Genomic DNA, 23,616 nt, shown 5'->3' with positions numbered 1-23,616 from the left:
AAAGCCGAGGAATGTCGGCTTTTTAGTTCTTAAAATAAACCGAAGAGTTCGGCTTCTATTTTTTGGATAATTTTTCCGAGATCTTCCTGATTATTGGCAAAATCCAGATTATCCTTATCCAGAATCAATAGTTTTCCTTCAGAATAATTATTGATCCACTTCTCGTATTTCTCGTTCAGTTTAGAAAGATAATCCAAACGTATTCCAGATTCGTAGTCACGGCCTCTTTTTTGGATATTGTTTACTAAAGTTGGGACAGATGCACGAAGGTAGATCAAAAGATCCGGTGGTTTGATGTAGTTAACAATGCTTTGAAAAATATCGGAATAGTTTTCAAAATCGCGGGCACTCATCAAGCCCATATCATATAAGTTTTCTGCAAAGATGTAAGCATCCTCATAGATGGTCCTATCTTGGATCATATTGATCTCTCTATTCTGTAGATCCACAATATGGCGGAATCTAGAATTTAGGAAGAAAATCTGCAGGTTAAAGGCCCAGCGTTTCATATCGCTATAGAAATCCTCTAGGTAAGGGTTATTCTCTACGGCTTCAAATTGAGGCTCAAAGTTAAGGTGTTTAGCAAGTAATTCTGTTAAGGTTGTTTTACCAGCTCCAATATTTCCAACAATTGCTATATGCATATTCTAATACAATTTTTTTAAACCGATAATTTCGCGAACTTCTTTCATTGTTTTTTGGGCACTTGCCTGGGCTTTTTCAGCGCCCATTTTAAGGACTTTGGCAATGTAAGCATCATCCTCACTGATTTCTTGGATACGTGCTCTCACCTCACTGGTGGCATTTACCATATCTTCAGCAAGTTGTTTTTTGAAATCACCGTAGCGGATTTCGGCTTTATTATATAATCCATCGAAGTGTTGAACGGTATCAGGAGTAGATACGACATTCATCAAATCGAAAAGGTTTTGTACAGCTTCAGGTTTTACTTGGTTCTGTTCCGTAGGACCAGCATCGGTTACCGCGCGCATAATCTTTTTACGGATTACTTCCTCAGCGTCGGAAAGATAGATGCAATCGGCTTCACCGTTTGATTTTCCCATTTTACCTTGACCAGAAAGTCCTGGGATCTTGATGAGCTTATCTGCATAGCTGAATGCAAATGCTTCTTTGAAATAATCTACCTCGTAGAGACGGTTGAACCTGTTCGAAAAGGTCCTGGTCATTTCTAGATGTTGCTCTTGATCTTTTCCTACAGGCACTTTTGTTCCATGGTGGAGCAAGATATCACAGGCCATAAGGACTGGATATGTCAATAGACCTGCATTGACATTATTGGGGTTAGCTCTAACCTTATCCTTAAATGCTGTAGATCTTTCCAGTTCACCTAAATAGGCATTCATATTCATGTAAAGATAGAGTTCGGCAACTTCTGGTACATCAGATTGAACGTATATAGTTGATTTTTCAGGGTCTAATCCAGCGGCAAGGTATTCTACCACCACATTGCGTACAGTTTCTTTGAGGCCATGTGGCGTAGGGTGAGTCGTTAAAGAGTGTAAATCTGCGATAAAAAAGAAGCAATTGTATTCGTCTTGCATTTTGACGAAATTTTTCAATGCCCCATAGTAATTTCCAAGGTGTAATTTTCCGGTACTTCTAATACCACTAACAACGGTTTCCATATAACTGCGAAGTTACATAAAAAACAGGAAAATTGATACAGCTTGTACGGATGATAAACGGGGTTTATCGGAATTCAACCGAAGGCATTGAAATTTGCTATCCTAATAAATATGAGGGTTTTCCAGCAGGTCGGTAACATAACCCAATACTTCAACTTCCAAGGCTCCATCTTCCAGCATGGAAAAAGTAAGGTAGGCCGCATAGATTTCACACGAGAAGGTGACATGTTTATCCGATACAATGGTGTCGATGACGCCCTCACGGACATCAATCCCTAAATGTTCCAATTCGTTGTGTAGGTTGGTTGAAATACTATCATGGTCTTCTCCAGAAGCAAATCCAACAATGATATGTAGGATCAGTTTATCAAACAATTCTGGATTCATATTTCTGAATTTATTGGCATATAAATCAGCATCAAAACGACTTTTCGCACTTGAGACGATTTTGTCCCAAATTAGGTACTCAGTTTTAGTTTGCATAATAGAAGTTTATAAATTGTTAAAGGTAAATATAACTAATTATCTCTTTTAATACAACGTCACAAAGTCGTTAATCTTATGATGTTTATGCAAACAATTGGGATGTTTGGATGGTTTTAAGGGTAGGTTTTAAATATTTAATTATTATGAATTCAGAAGAGAACAAAAAACAAAATAAGGTGAATGATGATGACCAAGGACCTAAAGATCCAAAGGACTTGGCGTATAATAAGGAAGATGCCTCCTACGAATTGGATGTCAATGATAATGATCCAGATTGGGAGCATCCTTCGGACTATGATACTATCAGTGAAGGCGCTGCAGACGATGACTCTACCTATGATTCATCGAATCCCTATGTGGGTGAAGAATATGCCCCATTAGATGAACTGAAGGAGGAAAATCTAGAAGATAACAATATGCATGTAGAAGGGGAGAGCATCGTACGGGTATCCAAGGAAGATGAAGAGCTGTCGAGAGATGCTGAAGATGAGCGCGATGATTTGGATGAAGAAGGCTATCCTAAATACGAAGGCGATTAATTCCTATTGATTGAGTCGGTTTTTCTTATTGAATGGCTATATTTAGGCTTTCAAAAATTTTGATATGCAAATTGATTTAACAGGTAAAAAGGCCTTAGTTGGTGGTGCTACTTCAGGGATCGGGAAAGCAATCGCCATGGAATTGGCGGCATGTGGAGCTGAAGTCACCCTGATGTCCAGAAATGAGGATAAGTTAAAGGACGTTTTGAAGGAACTTTCGGCGGTAAATGGCCAAAGGCATGGTTATCTGCAAACCGACTTTATGGACTTTGAGCAGCATCAAGCCAATTTAACGGCTTATTTTAATTCGCATCAGGTAGATATCCTGATTAATAATACCAATGGACCTGCAGCAGGAGATGTTTCCCATAAAAATATTGGAGATTATCAGCAAGCCTTTGATCTGTTATTCAAAAACGCTGTTTATACCTCCGAATTAGCCTTGAAAGGTATGCGTTCTTCAGGTTTTGGACGTATTATCAATGTTTCCTCCTTAACCGTGAAAGAACCTCAAGATAGCCTAGTGCTTTCCAATACGATGCGGGTCGCCTTAGTCAGTTGGAGTAAATCACTTTCAAAAGCGGTTGCTGCTGATGGAATTACTGTCAATTCCATTTTGACAGGTTATTTTGCAACGGATAGACTTTATGACCTGATGAATAATCAGGCAAAAAATGAGGGAGTTTCCTTAGAGACGATTGAAAAGCGACGGATTGAGAGTATGCCCATCAAGCGATTGGGTAAACCGGAAGAATATGGTTATTTAGCGGCTTTCTTAGCTTCTTCTTATGCCAGCTTCTTGACGGGTGCCTCCATTCCTTTGGATGGTGGTCTTTCGAATGTCGTATTTTAGATAAACGGTTGGAAGCTATTCGGCTTCCAACTGTTCTTTATATTTTTTCTTGTGCTCTTCGATCTCTTCCGGCATTTCAGGATATTTGATATCCTTATATGTTGATAGAACTTCGTAAATAATCTTTGCGACCAAGAATCTACTGATTGGTTTGGAATCTGAAGGAATCACATACCAAGGCGCATGTTTTTTGCTGGTATTCTTGATGGCATCCTCATAGCATTCCATATATTTACTCCACAGTGCTCTTTCCTTTAAGTCTCCAGGAGAGAACTTCCAGTTTTTTTCTTCCTCCTCTAATCGGCTTAAAAGTCTGTCACGTTGTTCCTCCTTGCTGACATTCAAAAAGAACTTGAAGACTATCATTCCATTTTGTGTCAATCGTTCTTCAAAGTTGTTGATCTGCTGGAATCGTTTTTCCCAAAAATCATCTGGTAAATTATGAGGATCGGTGATGTGGGGAATTCTTTCATTTAACAGGTATTCAGGGTGTACCCTTGTTACCAATACATTTTCGTAATGGGTCCGATTGAAGACGGTGAATTTCCCTTTTTCTGGCAACCTGATTTCATGTCTCCACAAATAATCATGTTGTAGTTCGATTTCTGTTGGTGTTTTGAAGCTTTCAACCACGACCCCGCGTACATTCATTTCCTTGAAGACCTCTCGAATCAAGGAATCCTTACCAGAAGTATCCATCCCTTGCAGACAAATCAAAACTGAATATCGATCATCTGCATACATTTTGTCCTGAAGAGCAGCTATTTTCTTTCTTAATTCCTTTAATTCAAGCTTTGCGTCATCCTTTGTTATCTCATCTTTTATATTGGTCGGATGTTCATTTAATTTGAAATTGCTTTTTGCCGTTAGCCTTTTTGCATAGTTTCCCATAAGCTTTATTTAGTTGAACACAATTTAATAAATAATTGTTTAATCTACGTTTTGTACTATGGTCAATTGTTTATTATCCAATGAGCTGATAAAGTTAATTATCATTTATTTTAGTGATAATAAAAAATATCATCGTTTTTAGTGATAATTTTGTTTATCATTTATTTTGATGATAATAAGAAATATCATTATATTGGATGATTAATAAAAAGATAAGCATGAGTTACCATGTCATATTAACAGGAGATGTAGTACATTCCAGGTCGCATGATGCGAAAGAATGGCTTCCGAGGTTAGAGCGGGGCATAAAGAAACATGCACTGACCTATGATATTTTTCGTGGGGATAGTTTTCAGGCCGAAGTGCCCATTGAGGACTGTTTTCGGGCGATTTTTTATTTAAAATCAGAAATGAGGCAATTAGAAGGTATGGATATCCGAATCGGGATAGGAGTGGGGAAGGTTGATTTCATAGATAAAGATATAAAGAAGTCGAGTGGAGAGGCTTTTGTTTTTTCAGGTCAATCATTGGATAGCCTGACTAAGGAAAGTTTGGAATTCAAATCGCGGTGGAAGGATCTGGATGAGCGTTTGAATTTGATTTTAACCTTGTGCACTCGTCTCACAGACCAATGGACTCCTAATATGGCCGAAACGGTCCAAGCGGCAATGGAATATCCCAATGCCAACCAGACTGAGCTGACGAAGATCATAGGAAGGAAACATCAGAGTCAAGTGAGTACAGAACTAAGCAAAGCAAACTATTCAAAGATAAACCAGGTTATTGATTATTGCACAAAAGATTTAAAGGCCTATGTTAGTTGATTTGCTTAAAATGTTGATATCCCACATTTTAGGGGATTTTGTTTTTCAGCCTAAATCATGGGTTGATAAACGTAGGACGCATATTCAATATTTGTTTTACCATGTTGCGGTGCATGCAGGCCTATTGATCTTATTTTTTATCAATGACTTGGGGGCTAAATGGCAGAGTATCCTTTTCCTGGTTGCGGCACATTTAGCTATCGACAGCCTAAAAATAGGTTGGGAACAAAAATGGCCATCGAATCCTGTCCGAATTTTCTTGATAGACCAAGCCCTGCACATAGCGAGTATTTTTGCTGTTTATTATTTTAATAATATGGCTGCCTTCCAGGATATTTTGACGAATATGAACTGGAACCATGTGCTAATCTATACCATAGCGATATTGCTGATCGTATTTGTGATACCCATTGTGATCCGTGTATTTTTCAGCAAGTGGAATAAGGAAGTTGAGTTCAACAGTAAGCGAAAAGAAACCTTATTTGATGCCGGGACCATTATTGGAATCTTGGAAAGAGCAATGATATTGGGTTTTGTGCTGCTAGGCTTGAATGAAGGGATTGGGTTCTTGCTGGCTGCGAAATCAATATTTAGGTTCGGAGACCTAACGAATGCGAAGGATACAAAATTTACAGAGTATGTACTGATCGGAACTTTGCTAAGTTTTGGACTTGGTATGTTGGTCGCATTTGGCTTAAAATATCTACTAACAATAATATAATCTACTATGAAAATAAATCTAAAAAGGTTCAAGAGCCTATTTTGTCTATTTGCTGCGGTCTCCATGAGCACGGTGACCATGGCGCAAAGTGCTTCATTTGAATCTGACCTAAAAAAAATAACGGATAAATATGATGCCGTAGGCTTGGCCATTGTGGTTGTAAAAAATGGAAAGCCTGTTTATGAAAAGGCTTTTGGCTATAAGGACCTAGAAACAAAAGCTCCATTAACCACAAATGACCTTTTCAGGATTGCTTCGATTTCCAAATCGTTCAGTTCTACGGCTATTATGCAACTGGTAGAACAAGGAAAGGTTTCGTTGGATGATGATATCAGTGATCTGGCTGGATTTAAAATAAGGAACCCTAAATTTCCAGATACCAAAATAACATTGGAAATGATGCTATCACATCGTTCCAGTTTAAATGATAATAATGGTTACTTTACTTTTGATGTTCTGGATACCACAAAGAACAAGGAATGGGAGAAATCCTATAACAGTTATGAACCAGGAACCGATTATGAATACTGTAACTTGAACTTCAATATCATTGGGGCGGTATTGGAGAGATTAACCGAAGTCCGGTTTGATAACTATATCAAACGACAAATATTGAATCCATTAAATCTGGATGCGGGATATTGTGTAGACTCATTAGACCAAAGTCGATTTGCAAAATTGTATGATAAAATAGATGGTGAATATGATGAACAAAGTGCTGCTTACTATCCAAGATCTGAGGAGATCAGGAATTATAAGATGGGAGTGAGTACACCTGTATTTTCACCAACCGGAGGGATGAAGATTTCGGCACATGATCTAGGAAAATATATGCAGATGCATATGAACTATGGAAAATTAGGCAAGAAGCGAATCATCAGCAAAGCAAGTTCGCAGAGAATGCAAAAGGGCTTATCTCCAAAGGAGAATTATGGCTTAGCATTATTGGAGACCTATAAATTAATTCCCGGGGAACATATGATCGGACATACTGGCTCGGCCTATGGCCTTTACAGCAATATGTTTTTTGAGCCTAAGAAAAAGTTCGGTTTTGTCGTGATAACCAATGGTTGCATTCCAACGATTGATCGAAATGAAGATATTGTAATGTCGAAAGAAGTTATTAACTTACTCTATCAAGATTTCATAAAAAAACGGTAACAAGCGCCATTAACCTTCTGAGCATTAGGTTGCAAGGTCCACAAAGGGATTAAAGGGGGATATTTTGAGGCAGTTTACTTGAAAAATTAACTACTTTTGTAAAAATTATTCAAATTGAGAATTTAGCAATATGATTATTCAACCAAGAACTAGAGGTTTTATCTGCTTGACAGCGCATCCAGAAGGAGCGGCAGAGAATATCAAAAACCAAATCGATTACGTAAAATCTAAAGGCGAGATTAAAAACGGGCCTAAAAAGGTATTGGTAATCGGTGCATCTACCGGATTTGGGATTGCTTCACGCATCAGTGCTGCATTCGGTTCAGGAGCAGCCACTATCGGAGTGTTTTTTGAAAAACCAGCATCTGAAGGCAAATTAGGTACTGCAGGTTGGTACAATAGCGCCGCTTTTGAAAAAGAAGCTCATGCTGCAGGCTTATATGCAAAAAGTATCAATGGCGATGCTTTCTCGGATGAGATCAAAGCGCAAACCATTGAATTAATCAAAAAAGATCTTGGACAGGTTGACTTGGTGGTCTATTCTCTGGCATCTCCACGTCGTACACATCCAAAAACTGGGGTTCAACATGCTTCAGTATTAAAGCCAATCGATCAGGCATTTACCAATAAAACTGTAGATTTCCATTCTGGTGTTGTTTCAGATATCAGCATTCAACCTGTTGATTCAGATGATGATATCAAAAATACCGTTGCTGTAATGGGTGGTGAAGACTGGAAGTTCTGGATTGAAGACCTTAAAGTTGCAGGTGTATTGGCAGAAGGTGTAAAAACAGTTGCATATTCTTATATCGGCCCTGAATTGACCTATCCTATCTATAGAAATGGTACAATCGGCCGTGCTAAAGATGATTTGGAAGCAACTGTTCCTACCATCAATGAAATATTGAAAGATTTGCACGGTATCTCCTATGTATCTGTAAACAAAGCATTGGTTACACAATCTAGTTCTGCAATTCCAGTAGTTCCTTTGTATATTTCATTATTATATAAAGTGATGAAGGAAAAAGGAATCCATGAGGGAACAATCGAGCAGATGCAAAGATTGTTTGCTGAAAGATTATACAATAATGTAGAAACTCCTTTAGATGAAAAGGGTAGAATCCGTGTTGACGATCTTGAAATGCGCGCAGATGTTCAAGAAGAGGTCGCAAAACTTTGGGAACAGGCAACAACTGAAAACTTAGAAGAGATCTCTGATATCGTGGGTTACCGTAATGATTTCTTCCAGTTATTTGGTTTCAACTTTGATAATATCGATTACGATAAAGATACTAGTGAATTGGTGCAAGTGCCTAGTTTGGCAGAATAATCCAATCTCATTTAGAAATATTCGGGAGTTGTCTTTTGGCAACTCCTTTTTTATTTTGCAATAATCAACTGCAAAGAATTCAATGCTATTAATTCCCTTGAGAAGTTGTTTTGTAATTCATAATAAAGTAGATTTTCAGCGTTGCTTAGGTGAAAATTGTGGTTAGCCATGAGTGCTAAATTTATAGAATTCATATTCATTCCCTATTGACCTATAACCTATTGAAAATTAAGGTTTAAGGAATTTGAATTGAAGGGTTGAAATTTATCGATACTCAATATCATTAAAAATATAGTTTGAATATATTTAAACTTGATTTCTTTTTTCTAATTTTAACTGCTGTTTGAAAAACATCTGGCCAAACCAGGAAAAAAGTACAAACTAACTATGAATTAATTAAATGGATAATCGGGTTATTCTTGAGGAAGAACATTTGAATCTCAGTGAAGGGATTCAGGAGTTCGGTTATTTATTGATAGTCGATTTAGATTACAACCTTATTGCTGGAAGCGAGAATTGTGAAGCTTGGCTTAACAATACTGTTTCCTCTTATTTAGGTGTTAATTTATGGGATATCCTGACTGTATATTTTTCAAAATTTGTAGACAGTATTAAAATTGCTGTTGGTCAAGTTATTAATGAAACGAATGAACGTGTTTTATTGGAATTGGTCATCCAAGGAGAACCGTATTACCTGAACATCTATTTATTCAATAACAACATTTACTTAGAGTTCGAAAAGAAATTTGAGGACTCGAATGTTTTCTTTCCAAAGTTCGAAATTGTCGATAAGCTATTAAGTGAAAGCAAAGGAAAGATCTGGAAGGTAGTGAGTTCTTATATATCGAAGATTTCTGGATTTGATAGGGTGAGGGTTTTTCAATATGTCGGTGATGGAGATGGCTATGTACTGGCGGAAAGTATTGAGAATTCAGACTTGGAAAAAATATTAGGCTGTTATTATCCTGATATGGATATTTTTAAGCATGCAAAAAACATTCATTCGGTCAACTTCCATCGCTATACCGCTCAGGTCAATGGTAAAACCATTAAGATCATAACTAAAGATAATTTTAAGCCCAATCTATCCCAAACGAATATCAGGATGATTTCTCCAATCCATGCAAATTATCTCATTCGCGATGGAGTCAATTCAAATCTTAGTGTGTCCTTGCAGATTGATGGAAAGATTTGGGGATATATTTTTTGTCAAAGTAAAAAGGGAAAGAAAATCAACCTCCTAAAACGAGAGGCCATGGTGTATTTTATTCAGATGGCTATTTACCGTTATGAAGAGGAACAGAAGAATAAGCTCAAGGATTTTCAGGATGATATTAGGAATTTTGAGCTGCAGTTGAAGGAAAAGTTAATCCTGAAAAATAACCTTGCTGAAGCTTTAATGAGTTTGGATAAAGAACTCTGCTATTATGCCAAAGCAGATGCTATGCTTATTTTGATCAATGGTAAGCTTTATACCTACAATATCTCCATTGGTTTTGATAAAGTATTAGATATTAAAGGACTACTTTCCAGAGTATCAAAGGATTCAATCTTCTTTGACGCTGAATTTATATTAAATCATGGTGAAGAATTGGGATTGGATTCAGAACGATTTGTTGGCTTAGCTGCACTAAAGGTTGAGTTGGAGGAGAATTGCAGTGTGTTTTGGTTTAGGAAGGAGAAAGAGTTCAAAAGAAAGTGGGTCGCCAAGCCCGAATCCAGGATCAAAATGAACCTGCCGAATGATTCATTTGAAAGAGAAGAACATCCTGTCCTCGATATTTGGCATCAAACAACCGTTGGGACCTGCGATCCTTGGCGAGATAATGAGATTTACTTTATTAAGCGATTAAGAAATCTGATCATCCAAAGCAATAAGAATTTTTCTCAAGAAATCGTAAAACTGAACAAGGAGGTAATTGACCTGAATAGGGCACTGGATAACTATGCCCATACGGTAAGCCATGACCTAAAAAATCCTTTATCAGCAATCAACCTCTCTACCCAGATGCTCCTTCAACGTCCGGAAATGACAAATGACCTGAAATTGAAGATGCTGAGGAACACAAAAGAGGCCGTGGAAGTCATTTCTGAACTATTGAAGAGTATTCATGATTTTTCTAAGGTGAAAGACTATCAGTACAGAATGGAGCCTGTGTATGTGGAGGAATTCCTTAAACAAATTGTAAACTTCAGTCAACTGCGCTATAATGCACTTGGAACTGAAGTGAAATATGGGAATATTCTTCCAGTTTATGGTGAAAGGAGTATTGTATACCAGTTGTTCCAGAATTTAATTGGCAATGCCATTAAATATAGTGCAAAGGTAGAAAAGCCCGTTGTATCCATTTCTTCTACCTTTAAGCATGAATTTGTTCGTTATACCATCCAAGATAACGGCATAGGGATCGCAAAAGAGGAATTGAGCACCATATATGATTCCTTTAAGCGGATGTCCAATGCCAATAATTACGAGGGAACAGGCTTAGGCCTGACCATTGTAAAGCGGATTGCAGACCGACTCCGTATTACAATCGAGGTGGAAAGTGAAATAGGAAAAGGAACATGTTTCCATCTGTCGTTTCCGAAGGAGGTTTTCATACTTCCTTCCCAATCCTAGTCAAAAGCAAATTCTTTAATCCCAGTAAATTCCAATATTGCTAAAAATAGCGGGTAAATGTTTCAATTATTCGGAAATAGATGATTTTAATAGCTAAAAAGCTCACTTAAAAAAATTATATTTGCGAATTAAATTGAAGGCATAATAACCTATATGAAGCATATACGCAATTTTTGTATTATCGCACATATCGACCACGGGAAAAGTACTTTGGCCGATAGATTATTAGAGTATACCAATACCATCACCCAACGTGAGGCGCAAGCACAATTGTTGGACAATATGGACTTGGAACGTGAAAGAGGGATTACGATTAAGAGCCATGCAATCCAAATGGAGTATACCAAAGATGGACAAACGTATGTGTTAAATCTGATTGACACCCCGGGTCACGTCGATTTTTCATATGAAGTTTCTAGATCGATCGCTGCCTGTGAAGGCGCATTGTTGATCGTAGATGCCTCTCAAGGTATACAGGCACAGACTATTTCCAACCTTTACTTAGCGCTAGAGCATGATCTTGAAATTATTCCGATCTTGAACAAGATGGATTTACCAGGAGCTATGCCTGAGGAAGTAAAAGATCAAATCGTTGAATTGATCGGTGGAAAGAGAGAAGAAATTATCCCTGCCTCCGGCAAAACCGGAATGGGTATTCCTGATATCCTAACTGCTATTATTGAGCGTATCCCTGCGCCGGTTGGCGATCCTGAAGCTCCATTACAAGCCTTGATCTTTGACTCGGTTTTCAACTCTTTCAGAGGGATTATGGCTTATTTCAAAGTTGAAAATGGTGAGATCAGAAAAGGAGACCGTGTAAAGTTTGTTGCTACGGGCAAAGAATATATCGCTGATGAGGTTGGTACCTTGAAGTTAAACCAAGTGCCTAAGGAAGTAATCAAGACTGGAGATGTAGGTTATATTATTTCTGGTATCAAAGAAGCTAGAGAGGTAAAAGTAGGAGATACCATCACGAAGAAGGATCGTCCCTGTGCCCAAGCTATCCAAGGTTTTGAGGAAGTTAAGCCCATGGTATTTGCAGGTATCTATCCTGTAGATACGGAAGATTATGAGGAGCTAAGGGAGTCTATGCACCGTTTGCAGTTAAATGACGCTTCTTTGGTGTTTGAACCTGAATCTTCAGCTGCTTTAGGTTTTGGTTTCCGTTGTGGTTTCTTAGGAATGCTGCACATGGAAATCATCCAAGAACGCTTGGAACGTGAGTTCGATATGACAGTTATTACGACTGTACCGAACGTGTCATACCTGGCTTACCTTTCAAAAAATCATGAGGAGATCGTAGTTCACAACCCTTCGGATCTACCTGATCCGAGTAAATTGGACAGTATCGAGGAACCTTATATTAAAGCAAATATCATTACAAAGGCTGAGTTTGTTGGTCCTGTAATGTCCCTTTGTATTCAGAAACGCGGAACGATTGTCAACCAATCTTATCTGACCTCTGATCGTGTAGAATTGGTGTTTGAAATGCCTATGGGAGAGATCGTTTTTGATTTCTATGACAAGTTAAAGACTATTTCTAAAGGATATGCATCATTCGATTATCATCAAATCGGTTATAGACAATCGGACTTGGTGAAATTGGACATCCGTTTGAATGATGAGCCCGTGGATGCCTTATCATCATTGATCCACCGAAGCAATGCTTATGATTTCGGTAAGAAAATCTGTGAGAAATTGAAGGAACTTTTACCGAGACAGCAGTTTGAAATCCGTATTCAAGCTTCTATTGGAGCAAAGATCATCGCGAGGGAAACAATTTCCGCATTGCGTAAGGATGTGACTGCAAAATGTTATGGTGGTGATATTTCGCGTAAGCGTAAGTTGTTGGAAAAACAGAAGAAAGGTAAAAAACGTATGCGTCAGGTTGGAAACGTAGAGATTCCACAATCAGCATTTATGGCGGTTCTGAAATTAGATTAAGAAAATCAACCTATAAAATATATCATGAATTTACTGGACGGTAAGGAAGTATCAACCAAAGTTAAAGAAGACATCAAAAGAGAGGCTGCAGAGCTCACTGCGAAGTTAGGTCGCAAACCTCATTTGGTAGCTATTTTAGTTGGAAACGATGGTGGTAGTGAAACTTATGTTGCGAGCAAGATGAGAAATTGTGAGCAAGTTGGTTTCGACTCGACCAATCTTCGTTATGATACGGATATCACTGAAAAAGAATTGTTGGAAAAGATCAATGAGATCAATGCGGATGAATCCATCGACGGCTTGATCGTTCAATTGCCTTTGCCAAAACATATTGATCCTGAAAAAGTTACCGAAGCTATTGATTACCGCAAAGATGTAGATGGATTCCATCCAATCAATCTAGGTAGAATGCAACGTAATTTACCTTGTTTTATTCCTGCTACGCCTTATGGCATCATGTTGATGTTGGAGCATTACGGAATTGATACAGCTGGTAAAAAGGCAGTCATTGTTGGAAGGAGCAATATCGTTGGATCCCCAATGAGTATCCTTTTGGCAAGAAATTCCAATCCAGGAAATTGTACAGTTACCCTGACACACAGTAGGACAAAAGACTTGAAAGCTGAGGTTTTGCAAGGTGATATCGTGGTTGCAGCCATTGGGAAAAAGAATTTTGTAACTGCTGATATGGTCAAAGAAGGTGCAATAGTAATCGATGTAGGAATCAATAGGGAGAACTCGACCGAAACAAAATCTGGATTTAAACTTTATGGTGATGTGGATTTTGAACATGTGGCTCCGAAATCTTCTTGGATAACTCCAGTACCTGGAGGTGTGGGGCTAATGACTATTATTGGTTTATTAAAGAACACCCTAGAGGCCGCAAAAGGAACAGTGTATCCTAAAGCTTAAAAAATATTGAATTGAAATATGTTTATTTAAAGCTCCCAATCTTGGGGGCTTTTTTTGATTAATTTCCAACAATTTTAATCCTACATGGTTTTAGTCCATATATTTGACTTCTTATTTCATTAACCATGGCTAAACTTGATCAAGTAAAGAATAAGGATATTTTGGAAATGATCAACCAAAATGATGAAAACCTAAAAAAGCTTCATGACATCGTTCGAAAATCATTTGAGGAAGAAAAATTAATCGTTGATAACCTCATTAATCCCACTGATGAATACTTAAATAGGGGGCAACTTATTTCTGATAAAGTAGCACGATTTGGAGGTAGTTGGTCTTTTATTTTGATCTTTACAGGGATTTTGATAGTTTGGGTTTTATTCAATACGCTGATGATCAAGCAAGCACGATTTGATCCTTATCCTTTTATCTTGATGAATTTAGTCTTATCCTGTTTGGCTGCTCTTCAGGCTCCAATCATTATGATGAGCCAAAACCGGCAAGAGGAAAAGGATAGAAAACGGGCTGAAAATGACTACCTAGTAAATCTAAAAGCTGAATTAGAAATCAGGAGTTTGCACAAGAAAATAGATGTACTATTGGAGGAAGAGATTAAGCAGCTGTTTGATTCGCAGGTGAACCATTTAAAATTACTGAAACAACTCACGGATCATGTTGACAGCTTGGAAAAGGAGTTGAAAAACAAGAATGTTCAGCCATAGTATGAATGGCTGTAATATTTTTCAGAAAATTGGTATAAATATTGCAAAGTGCAATCAGTATATAATTATTACAATAAACTATTATTACACAAACAAATTAGAAACATGAAAAAAATCGCAGTATTAGCAGCAGTTGCATGTGCACTTTCCTTGTCAGCATGTAACAATAATTCATCAATGGATAAAAACAATGATGGAGATACTTCAATCGGTGAGAAATTAGATCATTCAATTGAAACTACAGATGAATCAATTGATGATATGAAAGCAAATGCAGATGCTGAATTGGCAAAAGCAGAAGAAAATGTAAAGAAAGCACAAGCTGATTTAGATGCTGCAGTAAAAAGTGGCGATAAAAAAGCAGAAGAAGCTGCTCAAAAAGCATTAGATGATGCAAAATCAGCATGGGAAAAAACAAAAGAAGCAGCTAGAAAAGCTGGTGATAAAATTGAAGAAGGTGTTAACAATGCAGTAGATGCTACAAAAGAAGCTGGTCATAAAACTGGCGAGGCTATCGATAACACTGCAGAAAAAGTAGGTGAAAAAACAAAGGAATTATCTGACGACGCCAAAAGAAAAGCAGAAAACGTTAAAAAAGCTTTAGAAAACTAATAAAATCCATTTATAGAATGGTTATTAAGTTTTTAATTGAAAGCGCCAATAGTATTGGCGCTTTTTTATTTTGATTTTACGATAGCCTCCTTGAAATTCTATTTATTGCTGTATATTGTTGGTTTAACAATAAAAAATGGATTGGAATAAAGAAGAAGTTGTCGCATACTGTTTTGATAAGTGCAAAAATAGAGTAGAAGAGATAAAATCAGCTATGGATTCAGCACAGGATGCTATCCTGAATGATACTAAAAGTAGTATGGGTGATAAATATGAAACTTCCAGAGAAATGGCCCAACAAGAAATAAGTCGCTTGCAAAATCAGTTGAAACAAGCTGAAATGGATCTGGAGAAGATTAATGGATTAGACTTAAATCCCTCTGAATTGGTCAGAATGGGTAGCATTGTTCAAACAGACCAATTTGATTATTTTATTGCTATCTCTATTGGCGCAGTTAAAATTAAGGAAAAAACCCTCATGGTCATTTCTAAAGAATCACCAATTGGGAACTCTTTGTTTGGAAAAAAGGTAAAGGAATCAATTCAGTTCAATAATAAAACATTTACCATCAATAAAATTTATTAAGATAATTATATATTGAAGATCTAACGAGCTTATGGCTCGTTTTTTTGTTTGTGAAAGGAGTGGATGTTACAAAGGTTTTAAATGGAGAGGAGATTGTAATGGCAATTTACAGTAATGAGAAACAGAAAGTTGAAGAATTTGTATAGATTGATTTACAATAAATGAAAAAAATAATTGTCAAAACTTTTTAGGAGTAATTTTTGTTTAGATTTAAGTATTATTTACCAATAAAAACAAGGTGATTTATGAATCTTAAAAAAATCTTAACTATTGCATTGGTTTCCGGAACCCTGATGACCGGAACAATCGCTTGTAAGTCCAAAATATCGGACGCCGACTTGAAAGCAAAAGTAGAAACTGCTGTTCAGGCCAATCCTGGAATTACCGTTGATGTGAAAGATGGAGTGGTTACTCTAAACGGAACGGCAAATTCAGAAGATGAGAAAGTGCAGATCGAAAATGCTGCAAAAGCTGCTGATAGCAAAGCTGTAAAGTCTGTACAAAACAATATCGTAGTGAATACGATGCCTCCTGTTGAAATTAATACCAATGATGCTGACTTAACTTCAAAAGTAGCCGATTTTACCAAAGACTTTCCTTCGGTAAAAACTGCTGTATCCGACGGAGTTATTACGGTAACTGGTGAATTGGAACAAGCACGTGTTCAAGCTCTGAAAATGGGTCTGGACGCATTGAATCCGAAGAAAGTAGACATGAGTGGTTTAACTGTTAAATAGAAAATAATATGAGTTTACAATCGAAATATCAGGTATTAATTGATACTGCAAAGGCTTCAGGAATGACAGATTTGGCTATCGCAGAACAAGATGGTGTTTTGCATGTTCAAGGTACAGCACCAAATGCAGATGTAAAAAATAAATTGTGGGATATCTACAATCAAATTGACCCTAATTTCCTAAGTGGTGATGTGGTCATGAATGTGGATGTATCATCTGCTGTAGCAGGTTCTCAAGTACGTGTAATTACGGAAAGTAGCAATTTGAATATCCGTAAAGGTCCAGGAACGGATCAACCAATCGTAGGCAAAGCTGCGAAGGATGAAATCATTACTTTAATTAGCCGTGCGAATGATCAATGGTGGTTGGTAAGAACCAAAGATGGTGAAGAAGGATATTGCTATGCGCAATATTTGGAGCCCGTAAGCTAAAAGGAAATTGAACATATAAAAAGCCCGATATCATTTATCGGGCTTTGTTTTTTAATTATCTTTCTATAAAGTCAATCCGACCACATTTCCACTACTTCCTGCTAAATAAATAAGCTTTTTATTGGAAGAAACGGCAATGACATTAAAACTTTCAGTCGAAATATTTTCCCATGTCTTTCCTCCATCTTTGGAAATATCGGTTCCCGATGTTCCAGTGGCAACCAATATTTCAGGGCTAATGTATTTTACGGACGATCGATATCCATGAACTGGAATTTTAGGTTTATCCCATGATAAACCGCCATTATGGGTCAAAAGTATGTTATTACTGTTGTCCTTATCAGATGTATAGTTTCCACCTACGACCACACCAACACGCTCATTGAGGAAGTCAATGGAAAATATCCCAGTACTGGCAGAACCTGACCAGATGGGAACATCCTGAACGTCCAACTTTCTTTCCTTTTCACTTCTTTTCATCAAACTTGAATAAGTACCTCCAGTACCAATATATAACCAATCATTGATTACCTGAAGAGAAGACCCACTTGCTGCAAATGCCGCTTCTCCAGGCTCCGCAAACAGATGGATTTCTTCTGTTACATCAGTCCAAGTTTTCCCTTTATTGTCACTCTTCAGCAATTGAAATTGACCATTGATGGGATCCCCTAATATATAACCTGTTTTTCCCTTGAAGTCCATTCCATCTAAAAAGATAGCGGGATCCTCATTTTTATATGTTTCAGACCAGGTTTTTCCAGCATCTTTAGTATATAATACTACTGCAGGTGCTCCAGCGCTGACTATAACTGCTTCCTTGGCACTGAATACCCCAATATCCCTAAAATCAAATTTTTCATATCCTTTAGGCGAAACCCATTCCCAGCTTTTGCCAGAATCAACAGATCTTCCAACCGTTCCATTGCTGCCACTGACCCAAACAACCTTGTTTTTATAAGCTTCCAACCCTCTAAAACTAGCCTTGTTGCCAGAAGTTAGGGTTTGAAAGGATTGTGAATAAGTTTGAACGGCGAAAAGACAAACTGCAGAAATTAGAATATATCTTTTCATACTATGATAGTTGCTTCATTAATTCATCAAATTCAGCCCTAAGGGTATTAAGTTGTTCTTCTAGTTGGGCAACTTTTTCTTCTAGCTGTGCAATTGCCGTATTATTGTTTGTTGATGGACTTGAAGGCGCTTCTTCCTCATAAGAATCCTCATCAAAGTCGGCAAAGAGATGGATATATCTCACTTCCTTTTGACCCGGACGTTTTGATAATTGTTTGATGTATAAAGGTTCAGAGCTACTTAGTTTTTGAAGGAGTTCCTGTACTTCATCAAGATTTTCAAATTCATATAGGCGACCAGAATTGCTATTGATTTCTCCAGCTGTTAAGGGTCCTCGCAGAAATAATAGACAGATTATAGCTAATTCCTGAGGCAATAGGGGAAATTGAATCGCTAGGTTGTGTTTATATTTTGTAACTCGGCTACCACCACCAACAACAGTTGAAATCAATCCTTTTTTCTTTAATCCGTCCAATACTTGGATCACCAGATTTTCATCATATTGGACTACGGGCTTTCTTGAACTTTTTTGATTACAGGCGGTCAATAGGCCATTAAGAGTCATTGGATAATATTCTGGAGTAGTTTTTGATTTTTCTAATAATGATCCCAATACTCTAATTTCTTCAGGGCTTAAAATTGGCAGTGATTTAGTTTCTTCCATATATTATATTCATGATGTGTTAATAAATATACAGATTAATAAAAGAAAGGGAAGAGGATTGGGGAAATTCCCACTAAATAATGGGCTTTTAATACATAAAAAGGAAGAACAGGCTACTAGTTTTAGTAGCCTGTTCTTCCTCTTAAGTACAGATGTTTATTAGAATTGCTGATAGCCTTATTCTACGTCCATAAATTGAGCGATTTCTTCTCTAATTTCAGACGGTAACATCATATAGATTTCTTTTTTCAAAGTGACTTGCTCTCCCTGAATAGTTGAGATTTTGCCATCATAGCTAATAATAGATTCAAAACCCCCAATTAACCATTTTCCATCCTTTTCAAGATAGTCACGGTGTTTTTCATCTAATTTCTTTAATTCTTTAATTATTGCTTCGCTATTAAAGTTTTGGTTCTTTACCATATTGAAAAATCCTTTTAAGTTGATTATTATTGGAAAAAGGAAAGTACCTTTTTGGAATTGTGCTCCTTGATTCAAACAATTATCAAATGTTCAACAACTACGGATACGATTATGAAAATATTGTGCCAATTATGTAGAAAGGTTATTAAAAGTTTTACAAATAATCTGAGGTTAACATAGCGCTAACAAGAAGCTTGATAAATTAACTTTAATGAATTCTCTTTTGAATTTTGTTTAATTTTTTATTAGTGCGAAATTCAATAAAATATACAGTCCTAATAATTGACGATAAATTGTATCTTATTAATAACAGATTTTGAAAAGAAATATTGCATGAATTCTGCAAATGTTAACTTTTCTTTTTTTCATAGACGGCATACCTTCCATTAAATTGATCCTTAGTAGATACCGCTATCACTATTTTCCTCTTTTGGTCCGTGAAGTAATAATCATCTTTTTCCTTACCTATTGCCTCATATCGCTCTTGGAAAAATTCAAGAATATAATCAATGTCTATATTTGCATTGTTTTTGAATCGTACAATGGCATAAGCGCATTTTCCCCCTTGAAAAACATAATACAGGGACTCCACATAAGGCGAATCTGTTTCAAATGATATAGCCGGACCTGAGTCATTCAGTAAATTCCTTGTTTCTAAATCTTTGATTTGTTCCTTAGTACCCCCAAAACTTATTACGGGCTCTGGGATATCCGTTATTTTAGGTACAACGGTTATTTCAGTGCTGCTCTTTTTACCTTCGTTTGTTGAATTTATCTTTACTTTTCCAATATGATGAGCAGTAAAGAGTCCATCTTCATCAATGGTCCCAATAAATTTATTAGAACTTTTCCATTTTGTGTTTTTATTAGAATTTAATTGAAGCGTTTCCCCCACATATAATTTTGATGCTTGATTTTTCATTTCTAAATCTTCATCCAGGATACCTTCTTTAACACATGAACTCAGAAAAATAGGGAATAGGATAATAAAAATGGTCTTAAAATAGTGTTGTCTTGCCATAGCCTTATATATTTATTTGCCTATAAGGTAGTTCAATTAAATTAATCAATAGTTAAAATAATAATAATTAATGCTTTCTCTAATGGATTCCTTATTTTAGAAATATTAAGGAAAATGAAAAACATAATATTTTGATAGTATGATGAAAGAAAATGAAAAGATACTCAATCTTATTCAGGTGTTGATGAACAACCAAATGTTGTCTGATTTCTTAAAGGAATATGATTATTCAGTGAATTTGTTTGGTTTAAAAATATCAGATTCAAGACATTATTTTTTGAGATTATCCCAACCGAAAGATGAAATAATTTTATGGATGCAGGAGGAATACATCCCTAAGCTGGATCATACAGGAAATTGGATTCAATATCCTGCAATTGAGAACCCTCGGGTAGAACGCATTGAAGCTTCAACCAAATACATTCCTACAGATCTGTCTTATGATGAGTTTAAAAACAACTTGGTGCAATTTTTCGAGCAGCTGAAAAAATATCAGGCAAACCATCTTCAGCACGTAAATCTTGATAAGTTGAACCAAAGTATTGATGATTTAATTTCAGAAATAAATTCCTTAAGTAATTAATAGCAACTTTAAAGCATAAAAAATGGGCTATAAATTATAGCCCATTTTTTATGTGATGAATTTAGATTGCTGGATTCTGTGCATAGTCTTTCCAGACATCTTGAATGTTCTTTCCAAGCGATTGCACAAAAAAATCATTGTAGTTAGTGCCATTGATCAAGGCATTGTTCAACTCTTTTACAAAGTTCTTGTTCTTATGTGTTTCAATCCATAACAGGAATCGCCCAGTAATTCCATAGCTACCATCATAGTTATGTTCTGGTTTGTAATCTTGTAATGTCCATGGATCTGGTTCATCTATGCCGTAATGATACCTTACATTGTCAGCAATGCCTTCAACCAGCCATCCAGGTACCGAGCCTTTATAATCCTGTTGTATATGGTGCATAGTCTCATGAACGACTACATCCCCGTCTTTCGGATTTCCTTCCATATATTTGAAGCCAAAGACCACGACCTCACCCCATGCATAAGCAGCACCATCATAGGTAGGGTCAATGATGAAGTACATTTTTTTCTTCGCATTTGGATTAAAGTCACTGATAAGCTTTGGATAGACCGTAAAGTAAGTGTTCATCAATCTTTCCTGATATTCCAATTGTGATTTATTGGAATGATTGATAAAAACCAAAGACACATTGTTTTTGGTCAAGCTATCGATCTTTTGGAGAGGTTCCTGTTTTTGACTTGAAGGAGGCATCTGGATCAGCCTGAATTCTGAAGCCTGGAACATATTGTCATTGTAAAGCTTTGAGATAGACCATTTATAATGGGTGAATTTCTCTTCATTCTTGAAAAAGAAACTGTAAGTATTCCTTCTTTTTCTGAATTGCATGCCCATATGGCTATCCAACTCTTTCCAAGTTTGGCCATCATTGGAACCATAAAACTTCCAATCCATCGGATCACGGCCGTCAAAATCATTTCCTGTAGTGAAATCATAGCCCGCGACAAGCTTTGCCGTATCAAATTGGAATTTGATATCTAATGTCTTAAAGTTCTTTGCGAGAAACTTCGTCGTACTGTCACCGTCCGTTAATTTGCTGGAACCTTCCTGTCCATTTGCTCCATCTGGATTTTCAATGCTTACGGTTACTCTGGCATCTGTGGTAATGTCCTTAATTTCAATTGTTTCTAACTCAGGGTCAGGTTGGTCCAAAAAACTGTCTTTGCTACAACTGCTGTAGATAACTGCACAAAATAGGGCAAAGGTCAAGCTTTGCAGTTTGGTTTTCATTTTTAGCATATAATTTTAAGTTTAGTTTATAATCACGCTAGTTATTGCTGTTATGTTAAATTAACGCTAAATCTAGTAAAATCTTATGCTTGTCATGAGCTAAATCGCGTTAGCTTGAAAAGGTTTTTCGTAAATTCTTCGTTTCTATTAATTCATAGGCTTTTTTTACATAAAAAAATAGCCTCCCCATAATTGGAGATAGCAAATATGCTAAAGCTAGTTTAGCAATTGAAATTTAGATTAAAAGTGGCTTTTTAGGCCATATTCCTTGAAATCGAGCTTTTGCAAGCATATAGCTACAAATTATTTTTAAGTAGGGTAGAGCAGGCCCGAATATTAAATTGTTATTAATTTTTGTTCTACTTTTGAGCATTATTATATTAATAAGGTATGAAAAAGTTAAGTATATTATTGTTGTTTGCTGTATTATTTATCTCTTGTGAAAAGGACAATGGTGTTGTTCCTGAAAAATTAAAAGAGGAAGTATTGGCAGATCTTAAAGGTAAAGTGTTTACAGCTTATGAGGCTCAAATGTTCTCTGAAAGTACAGGGGCAGTAATGTTGGAACCAAATCAAGGTTACTTCACAAAAATGGAATTTGTAGGTTCTGTGATTGAAATGACCAGTGCTAATGGTACAAAATCAAGATATGGTTTTGAGATCAATAATGCTAATAGAGGAAGCACTGAATTGCCTGATATCTTTACACTAGCAATGAAATCCAACTTTCAAGAATTTTACATCTTTTTAAGTAGAGATTATACCAATGCAACTGTGACTCTTTCGGATGCTGGAAAAAGGTATAGCGTCAGCTTAATGAAATAATTATAAATACTTACTGAACAACATATTGATGCCCGATTATATATTAATCGGGCATTTATTTTTTCTTAATATTCCCATCCTACAAATCGTTGGGTTAACTTATTCTTCTCAAATACCCAAACGACATGATTTGTGCAAGCTCCATCTCCAATCTCTTGTACCGCCAGATAGGCATTTCCCAGTTTATAATAATCAAAAGATCGTCTAGCTGAACCAATTCCCAACAATAATTCTGATGGTATAGAAACTTTGGCCCCATTGATCGTTGCCTCGGCCTTTTCGATCATCTCTTTTGGAATTCCGCAATCCGCCAGATAATAATAGATCCCATTAATTGACTTGATGGCAGTGGCGTTTTCATCATAGTAGGCTATCTTTTTTCCCTTCAGGTTTGCCGGCTCGATTAAATATTTCAAGGAAAATTCTGCAGTCCTTGGCTTCACCAGCTTGTCCAGTGCTAATAGTTGGGAATTATGGATATATCCTTCCTTAAGCGGCTTTTCATCCTTTATTTCAACAATGGAATATGGCAGGTTTTCATAATATAGAATCTTGATCCATTGATCTTTTTCTAAATCTTGTTCTTCAAGCTGGTCCATCAAAACTACTGTATTGTTCTTCAATTGATTTTGTATTTTTCCTTTTGAATCAGCTGATTCCCTTACATTCGAATAACCTTCCTTACTTTGAATAAGATAGGGTTGCGCCCAGGAATCTAAAGGATTAATTACTGATAGTAACAATAGTGTAATCCAATAATAAAATTGATAGTATTTCATC

Annotated in this window: 26 protein-coding genes; 16 read left to right on the top strand and 10 right to left on the bottom strand. The window is 36.6% G+C overall.

Annotated elements, in window-relative coordinates; translation table 11 throughout:
- Positions 1 to 29: 29 nt before the first annotated feature.
- The 3 genes from RT138_RS05405 to RT138_RS05395 form a co-directional block, all read right to left on the bottom strand.
- Entirely contained in the window at positions 30 to 644 is a 615-nt protein-coding gene (locus RT138_RS05405) for a deoxynucleoside kinase (RefSeq protein WP_094256336.1), read from the bottom strand.
- A 3-nt stretch (positions 645 to 647) separates the two neighbouring features.
- Positions 648 to 1,646, bottom strand: coding sequence for a tryptophan--tRNA ligase (trpS, locus tag RT138_RS05400; RefSeq protein WP_313189890.1), 999 nt, complete (start codon positions 1,644 to 1,646; stop codon positions 648 to 650).
- A 102-nt stretch (positions 1,647 to 1,748) separates the two neighbouring features.
- Positions 1,749 to 2,129 (bottom strand): hypothetical protein, encoded by a 381-nt coding sequence (locus RT138_RS05395; RefSeq protein ID WP_185214378.1) that lies wholly within the window; start codon positions 2,127 to 2,129, stop codon positions 1,749 to 1,751.
- A gap of 146 nt (positions 2,130 to 2,275) precedes the next feature.
- On the opposite strand from RT138_RS05395, the gene RT138_RS05390 reads away from it, so the two are divergent.
- Both RT138_RS05390 and RT138_RS05385 read left to right on the top strand, forming a co-directional pair.
- Positions 2,276 to 2,671 (top strand): hypothetical protein, encoded by a 396-nt coding sequence (locus RT138_RS05390; protein ID WP_313189889.1) that lies wholly within the window; start codon positions 2,276 to 2,278, stop codon positions 2,669 to 2,671.
- Positions 2,672 to 2,735: 64 nt separating this feature from the next.
- Positions 2,736 to 3,524 (top strand): SDR family oxidoreductase, encoded by a 789-nt coding sequence (locus RT138_RS05385; RefSeq protein WP_313189888.1) that lies wholly within the window; start codon positions 2,736 to 2,738, stop codon positions 3,522 to 3,524.
- Positions 3,525 to 3,539: 15 nt separating this feature from the next.
- Here the strand turns inward: RT138_RS05385 and RT138_RS05380 are convergent, their stop codons facing one another.
- The gene (locus RT138_RS05380; protein ID WP_313189887.1) at positions 3,540 to 4,415 is read right to left on the bottom strand and encodes a PPK2 family polyphosphate kinase; all 876 of its coding nucleotides are present in this window, start codon (positions 4,413 to 4,415) and stop codon (positions 3,540 to 3,542) included.
- Positions 4,416 to 4,633: 218 nt separating this feature from the next.
- Between RT138_RS05380 and RT138_RS05375 the strand changes: the two genes are divergently transcribed.
- From RT138_RS05375 to RT138_RS05320, 12 genes are all read left to right on the top strand, one after another.
- A complete protein-coding gene (locus RT138_RS05375; RefSeq protein WP_313189886.1) occupies positions 4,634 to 5,239 on the top strand; it encodes a hypothetical protein in 606 nt (201 codons plus the stop codon).
- A gap of 10 nt (positions 5,240 to 5,249) precedes the next feature.
- On the top strand, positions 5,250 to 5,960 hold the full coding sequence (locus RT138_RS05370; protein WP_313189885.1) for a DUF3307 domain-containing protein: 711 nt from the start codon (positions 5,250 to 5,252) through the stop codon (positions 5,958 to 5,960).
- A 6-nt stretch (positions 5,961 to 5,966) separates the two neighbouring features.
- A complete protein-coding gene (locus tag RT138_RS05365) occupies positions 5,967 to 7,121 on the top strand; it encodes a serine hydrolase domain-containing protein (RefSeq protein WP_313189884.1) in 1,155 nt (384 codons plus the stop codon).
- A 130-nt stretch (positions 7,122 to 7,251) separates the two neighbouring features.
- A complete protein-coding gene (fabV, locus tag RT138_RS05360) occupies positions 7,252 to 8,451 on the top strand; it encodes an enoyl-ACP reductase FabV (protein WP_313189883.1) in 1,200 nt (399 codons plus the stop codon).
- 400 nt (positions 8,452 to 8,851) lie between these two features.
- On the top strand, positions 8,852 to 11,071 hold the full coding sequence (locus RT138_RS05355; RefSeq protein ID WP_313189882.1) for an ATP-binding protein: 2,220 nt from the start codon (positions 8,852 to 8,854) through the stop codon (positions 11,069 to 11,071).
- Positions 11,072 to 11,224: 153 nt separating this feature from the next.
- Positions 11,225 to 13,015 carry a translation elongation factor 4 gene (gene lepA / locus RT138_RS05350; RefSeq protein WP_185214386.1) on the top strand — a complete coding sequence of 597 codons (1,791 nt, stop codon included), beginning with the start codon at positions 11,225 to 11,227 and terminating at the stop codon, positions 13,013 to 13,015.
- A gap of 24 nt (positions 13,016 to 13,039) precedes the next feature.
- Positions 13,040 to 13,927 carry a bifunctional 5,10-methylenetetrahydrofolate dehydrogenase/5,10-methenyltetrahydrofolate cyclohydrolase gene (locus RT138_RS05345; protein ID WP_185216231.1) on the top strand — a complete coding sequence of 296 codons (888 nt, stop codon included), beginning with the start codon at positions 13,040 to 13,042 and terminating at the stop codon, positions 13,925 to 13,927.
- A 125-nt stretch (positions 13,928 to 14,052) separates the two neighbouring features.
- Positions 14,053 to 14,646, top strand: coding sequence for a DUF1003 domain-containing protein (locus RT138_RS05340; RefSeq protein WP_313189881.1), 594 nt, complete (start codon positions 14,053 to 14,055; stop codon positions 14,644 to 14,646).
- Between the two features lie 105 nt (positions 14,647 to 14,751).
- Positions 14,752 to 15,258, top strand: a complete 507-nt coding sequence (locus tag RT138_RS05335; protein WP_313189880.1) for a hypothetical protein — start codon at positions 14,752 to 14,754, stop codon at positions 15,256 to 15,258.
- Positions 15,259 to 15,394: 136 nt separating this feature from the next.
- Positions 15,395 to 15,844, top strand: a complete 450-nt coding sequence (locus RT138_RS05330; RefSeq protein ID WP_313189879.1) for a hypothetical protein — start codon at positions 15,395 to 15,397, stop codon at positions 15,842 to 15,844.
- A gap of 245 nt (positions 15,845 to 16,089) precedes the next feature.
- A complete protein-coding gene (locus RT138_RS05325; RefSeq protein WP_185214391.1) occupies positions 16,090 to 16,581 on the top strand; it encodes a BON domain-containing protein in 492 nt (163 codons plus the stop codon).
- 8 nt (positions 16,582 to 16,589) lie between these two features.
- The gene (locus RT138_RS05320) at positions 16,590 to 17,012 is read left to right on the top strand and encodes an SH3 domain-containing protein (RefSeq protein ID WP_185214392.1); all 423 of its coding nucleotides are present in this window, start codon (positions 16,590 to 16,592) and stop codon (positions 17,010 to 17,012) included.
- A 63-nt stretch (positions 17,013 to 17,075) separates the two neighbouring features.
- Here RT138_RS05320 and RT138_RS05315 read toward each other — a convergent pair whose 3' ends face one another.
- The 4 genes from RT138_RS05315 to RT138_RS05300 form a co-directional block, all read right to left on the bottom strand.
- Positions 17,076 to 18,083, bottom strand: a complete 1,008-nt coding sequence (locus RT138_RS05315) for a YCF48-related protein (protein ID WP_313189878.1) — start codon at positions 18,081 to 18,083, stop codon at positions 17,076 to 17,078.
- Position 18,084: 1 nt separating this feature from the next.
- Positions 18,085 to 18,747: a YceH family protein gene (locus RT138_RS05310; RefSeq protein ID WP_313189877.1), complete on the bottom strand. Its 663-nt coding sequence runs from the start codon at positions 18,745 to 18,747 to the stop codon at positions 18,085 to 18,087.
- A 177-nt stretch (positions 18,748 to 18,924) separates the two neighbouring features.
- Positions 18,925 to 19,245: a hypothetical protein gene (locus RT138_RS05305; protein WP_313189876.1), complete on the bottom strand. Its 321-nt coding sequence runs from the start codon at positions 19,243 to 19,245 to the stop codon at positions 18,925 to 18,927.
- Positions 19,246 to 19,519: 274 nt separating this feature from the next.
- Positions 19,520 to 20,191, bottom strand: coding sequence for an Ig-like domain-containing protein (locus RT138_RS05300; protein WP_313189875.1), 672 nt, complete (start codon positions 20,189 to 20,191; stop codon positions 19,520 to 19,522).
- A gap of 139 nt (positions 20,192 to 20,330) precedes the next feature.
- On the opposite strand from RT138_RS05300, the gene RT138_RS05295 reads away from it, so the two are divergent.
- Positions 20,331 to 20,774, top strand: a complete 444-nt coding sequence (locus tag RT138_RS05295; RefSeq protein ID WP_313189874.1) for a hypothetical protein — start codon at positions 20,331 to 20,333, stop codon at positions 20,772 to 20,774.
- 61 nt (positions 20,775 to 20,835) lie between these two features.
- Here RT138_RS05295 and RT138_RS05290 read toward each other — a convergent pair whose 3' ends face one another.
- Positions 20,836 to 22,011, bottom strand: coding sequence for a basic secretory protein-like protein (locus RT138_RS05290; protein ID WP_313189873.1), 1,176 nt, complete (start codon positions 22,009 to 22,011; stop codon positions 20,836 to 20,838).
- Positions 22,012 to 22,401: 390 nt separating this feature from the next.
- Between RT138_RS05290 and RT138_RS05285 the strand changes: the two genes are divergently transcribed.
- On the top strand, positions 22,402 to 22,836 hold the full coding sequence (locus RT138_RS05285; RefSeq protein ID WP_313189872.1) for a hypothetical protein: 435 nt from the start codon (positions 22,402 to 22,404) through the stop codon (positions 22,834 to 22,836).
- A gap of 65 nt (positions 22,837 to 22,901) precedes the next feature.
- Here the strand turns inward: RT138_RS05285 and RT138_RS05280 are convergent, their stop codons facing one another.
- Positions 22,902 to 23,615 (bottom strand): hypothetical protein, encoded by a 714-nt coding sequence (locus RT138_RS05280; RefSeq protein ID WP_313189871.1) that lies wholly within the window; start codon positions 23,613 to 23,615, stop codon positions 22,902 to 22,904.
- Position 23,616 lies beyond the last annotated feature (1 nt).

Source organism: Sphingobacterium sp. (genome assembly GCF_032065005.1).
Lineage (GTDB): Bacteria > Bacteroidota > Bacteroidia > Sphingobacteriales > Sphingobacteriaceae > Sphingobacterium.
Note: the sequence above shows the minus strand (reverse complement) of the source record. Positions and strands in the feature narration are given on the sequence as shown.

Bases quoted from the DNA above. Each gene is read 5' to 3' on its own strand.
- RT138_RS05345 (WP_185216231.1), top strand. From the start codon at position 13,040: ATGAATTTACTGGACGGTAAGGAAGTATCAACCAAAGTTAAAGAAGAC.
- RT138_RS05395 (WP_185214378.1), bottom strand. From the start codon at position 2,129: ATGCAAACTAAAACTGAGTACCTAATTTGGGACAAAATCGTCTCAAGT.
- RT138_RS05315 (WP_313189878.1), bottom strand. From the start codon at position 18,083: ATGAAAAGATATATTCTAATTTCTGCAGTTTGTCTTTTCGCCGTTCAA.
- RT138_RS05325 (WP_185214391.1), top strand. From the start codon at position 16,090: ATGAATCTTAAAAAAATCTTAACTATTGCATTGGTTTCCGGAACCCTG.
- RT138_RS05295 (WP_313189874.1), top strand. From the start codon at position 20,331: ATGATGAAAGAAAATGAAAAGATACTCAATCTTATTCAGGTGTTGATG.
- RT138_RS05330 (WP_313189879.1), top strand. From the start codon at position 15,395: ATGGATTGGAATAAAGAAGAAGTTGTCGCATACTGTTTTGATAAGTGC.
- RT138_RS05370 (WP_313189885.1), top strand. From the start codon at position 5,250: ATGTTGATATCCCACATTTTAGGGGATTTTGTTTTTCAGCCTAAATCA.
- RT138_RS05280 (WP_313189871.1), bottom strand. From the start codon at position 23,615: ATGAAATACTATCAATTTTATTATTGGATTACACTATTGTTACTATCA.
- RT138_RS05385 (WP_313189888.1), top strand. From the start codon at position 2,736: ATGCAAATTGATTTAACAGGTAAAAAGGCCTTAGTTGGTGGTGCTACT.
- RT138_RS05375 (WP_313189886.1), top strand. From the start codon at position 4,634: ATGAGTTACCATGTCATATTAACAGGAGATGTAGTACATTCCAGGTCG.
- RT138_RS05285 (WP_313189872.1), top strand. From the start codon at position 22,402: ATGAAAAAGTTAAGTATATTATTGTTGTTTGCTGTATTATTTATCTCT.
- RT138_RS05300 (WP_313189875.1), bottom strand. From the start codon at position 20,191: ATGGCAAGACAACACTATTTTAAGACCATTTTTATTATCCTATTCCCT.
- RT138_RS05340 (WP_313189881.1), top strand. From the start codon at position 14,053: ATGGCTAAACTTGATCAAGTAAAGAATAAGGATATTTTGGAAATGATC.
- RT138_RS05380 (WP_313189887.1), bottom strand. From the start codon at position 4,415: ATGGGAAACTATGCAAAAAGGCTAACGGCAAAAAGCAATTTCAAATTA.
- lepA (WP_185214386.1), top strand. From the start codon at position 11,225: ATGAAGCATATACGCAATTTTTGTATTATCGCACATATCGACCACGGG.
- RT138_RS05405 (WP_094256336.1), bottom strand. From the start codon at position 644: ATGCATATAGCAATTGTTGGAAATATTGGAGCTGGTAAAACAACCTTA.
- RT138_RS05335 (WP_313189880.1), top strand. From the start codon at position 14,752: ATGAAAAAAATCGCAGTATTAGCAGCAGTTGCATGTGCACTTTCCTTG.
- RT138_RS05310 (WP_313189877.1), bottom strand. From the start codon at position 18,747: ATGGAAGAAACTAAATCACTGCCAATTTTAAGCCCTGAAGAAATTAGA.
- RT138_RS05365 (WP_313189884.1), top strand. From the start codon at position 5,967: ATGAAAATAAATCTAAAAAGGTTCAAGAGCCTATTTTGTCTATTTGCT.
- trpS (WP_313189890.1), bottom strand. From the start codon at position 1,646: ATGGAAACCGTTGTTAGTGGTATTAGAAGTACCGGAAAATTACACCTT.
- RT138_RS05355 (WP_313189882.1), top strand. From the start codon at position 8,852: ATGGATAATCGGGTTATTCTTGAGGAAGAACATTTGAATCTCAGTGAA.
- RT138_RS05390 (WP_313189889.1), top strand. From the start codon at position 2,276: ATGAATTCAGAAGAGAACAAAAAACAAAATAAGGTGAATGATGATGAC.
- fabV (WP_313189883.1), top strand. From the start codon at position 7,252: ATGATTATTCAACCAAGAACTAGAGGTTTTATCTGCTTGACAGCGCAT.
- RT138_RS05320 (WP_185214392.1), top strand. From the start codon at position 16,590: ATGAGTTTACAATCGAAATATCAGGTATTAATTGATACTGCAAAGGCT.
- RT138_RS05290 (WP_313189873.1), bottom strand. From the start codon at position 22,011: ATGAAAACCAAACTGCAAAGCTTGACCTTTGCCCTATTTTGTGCAGTT.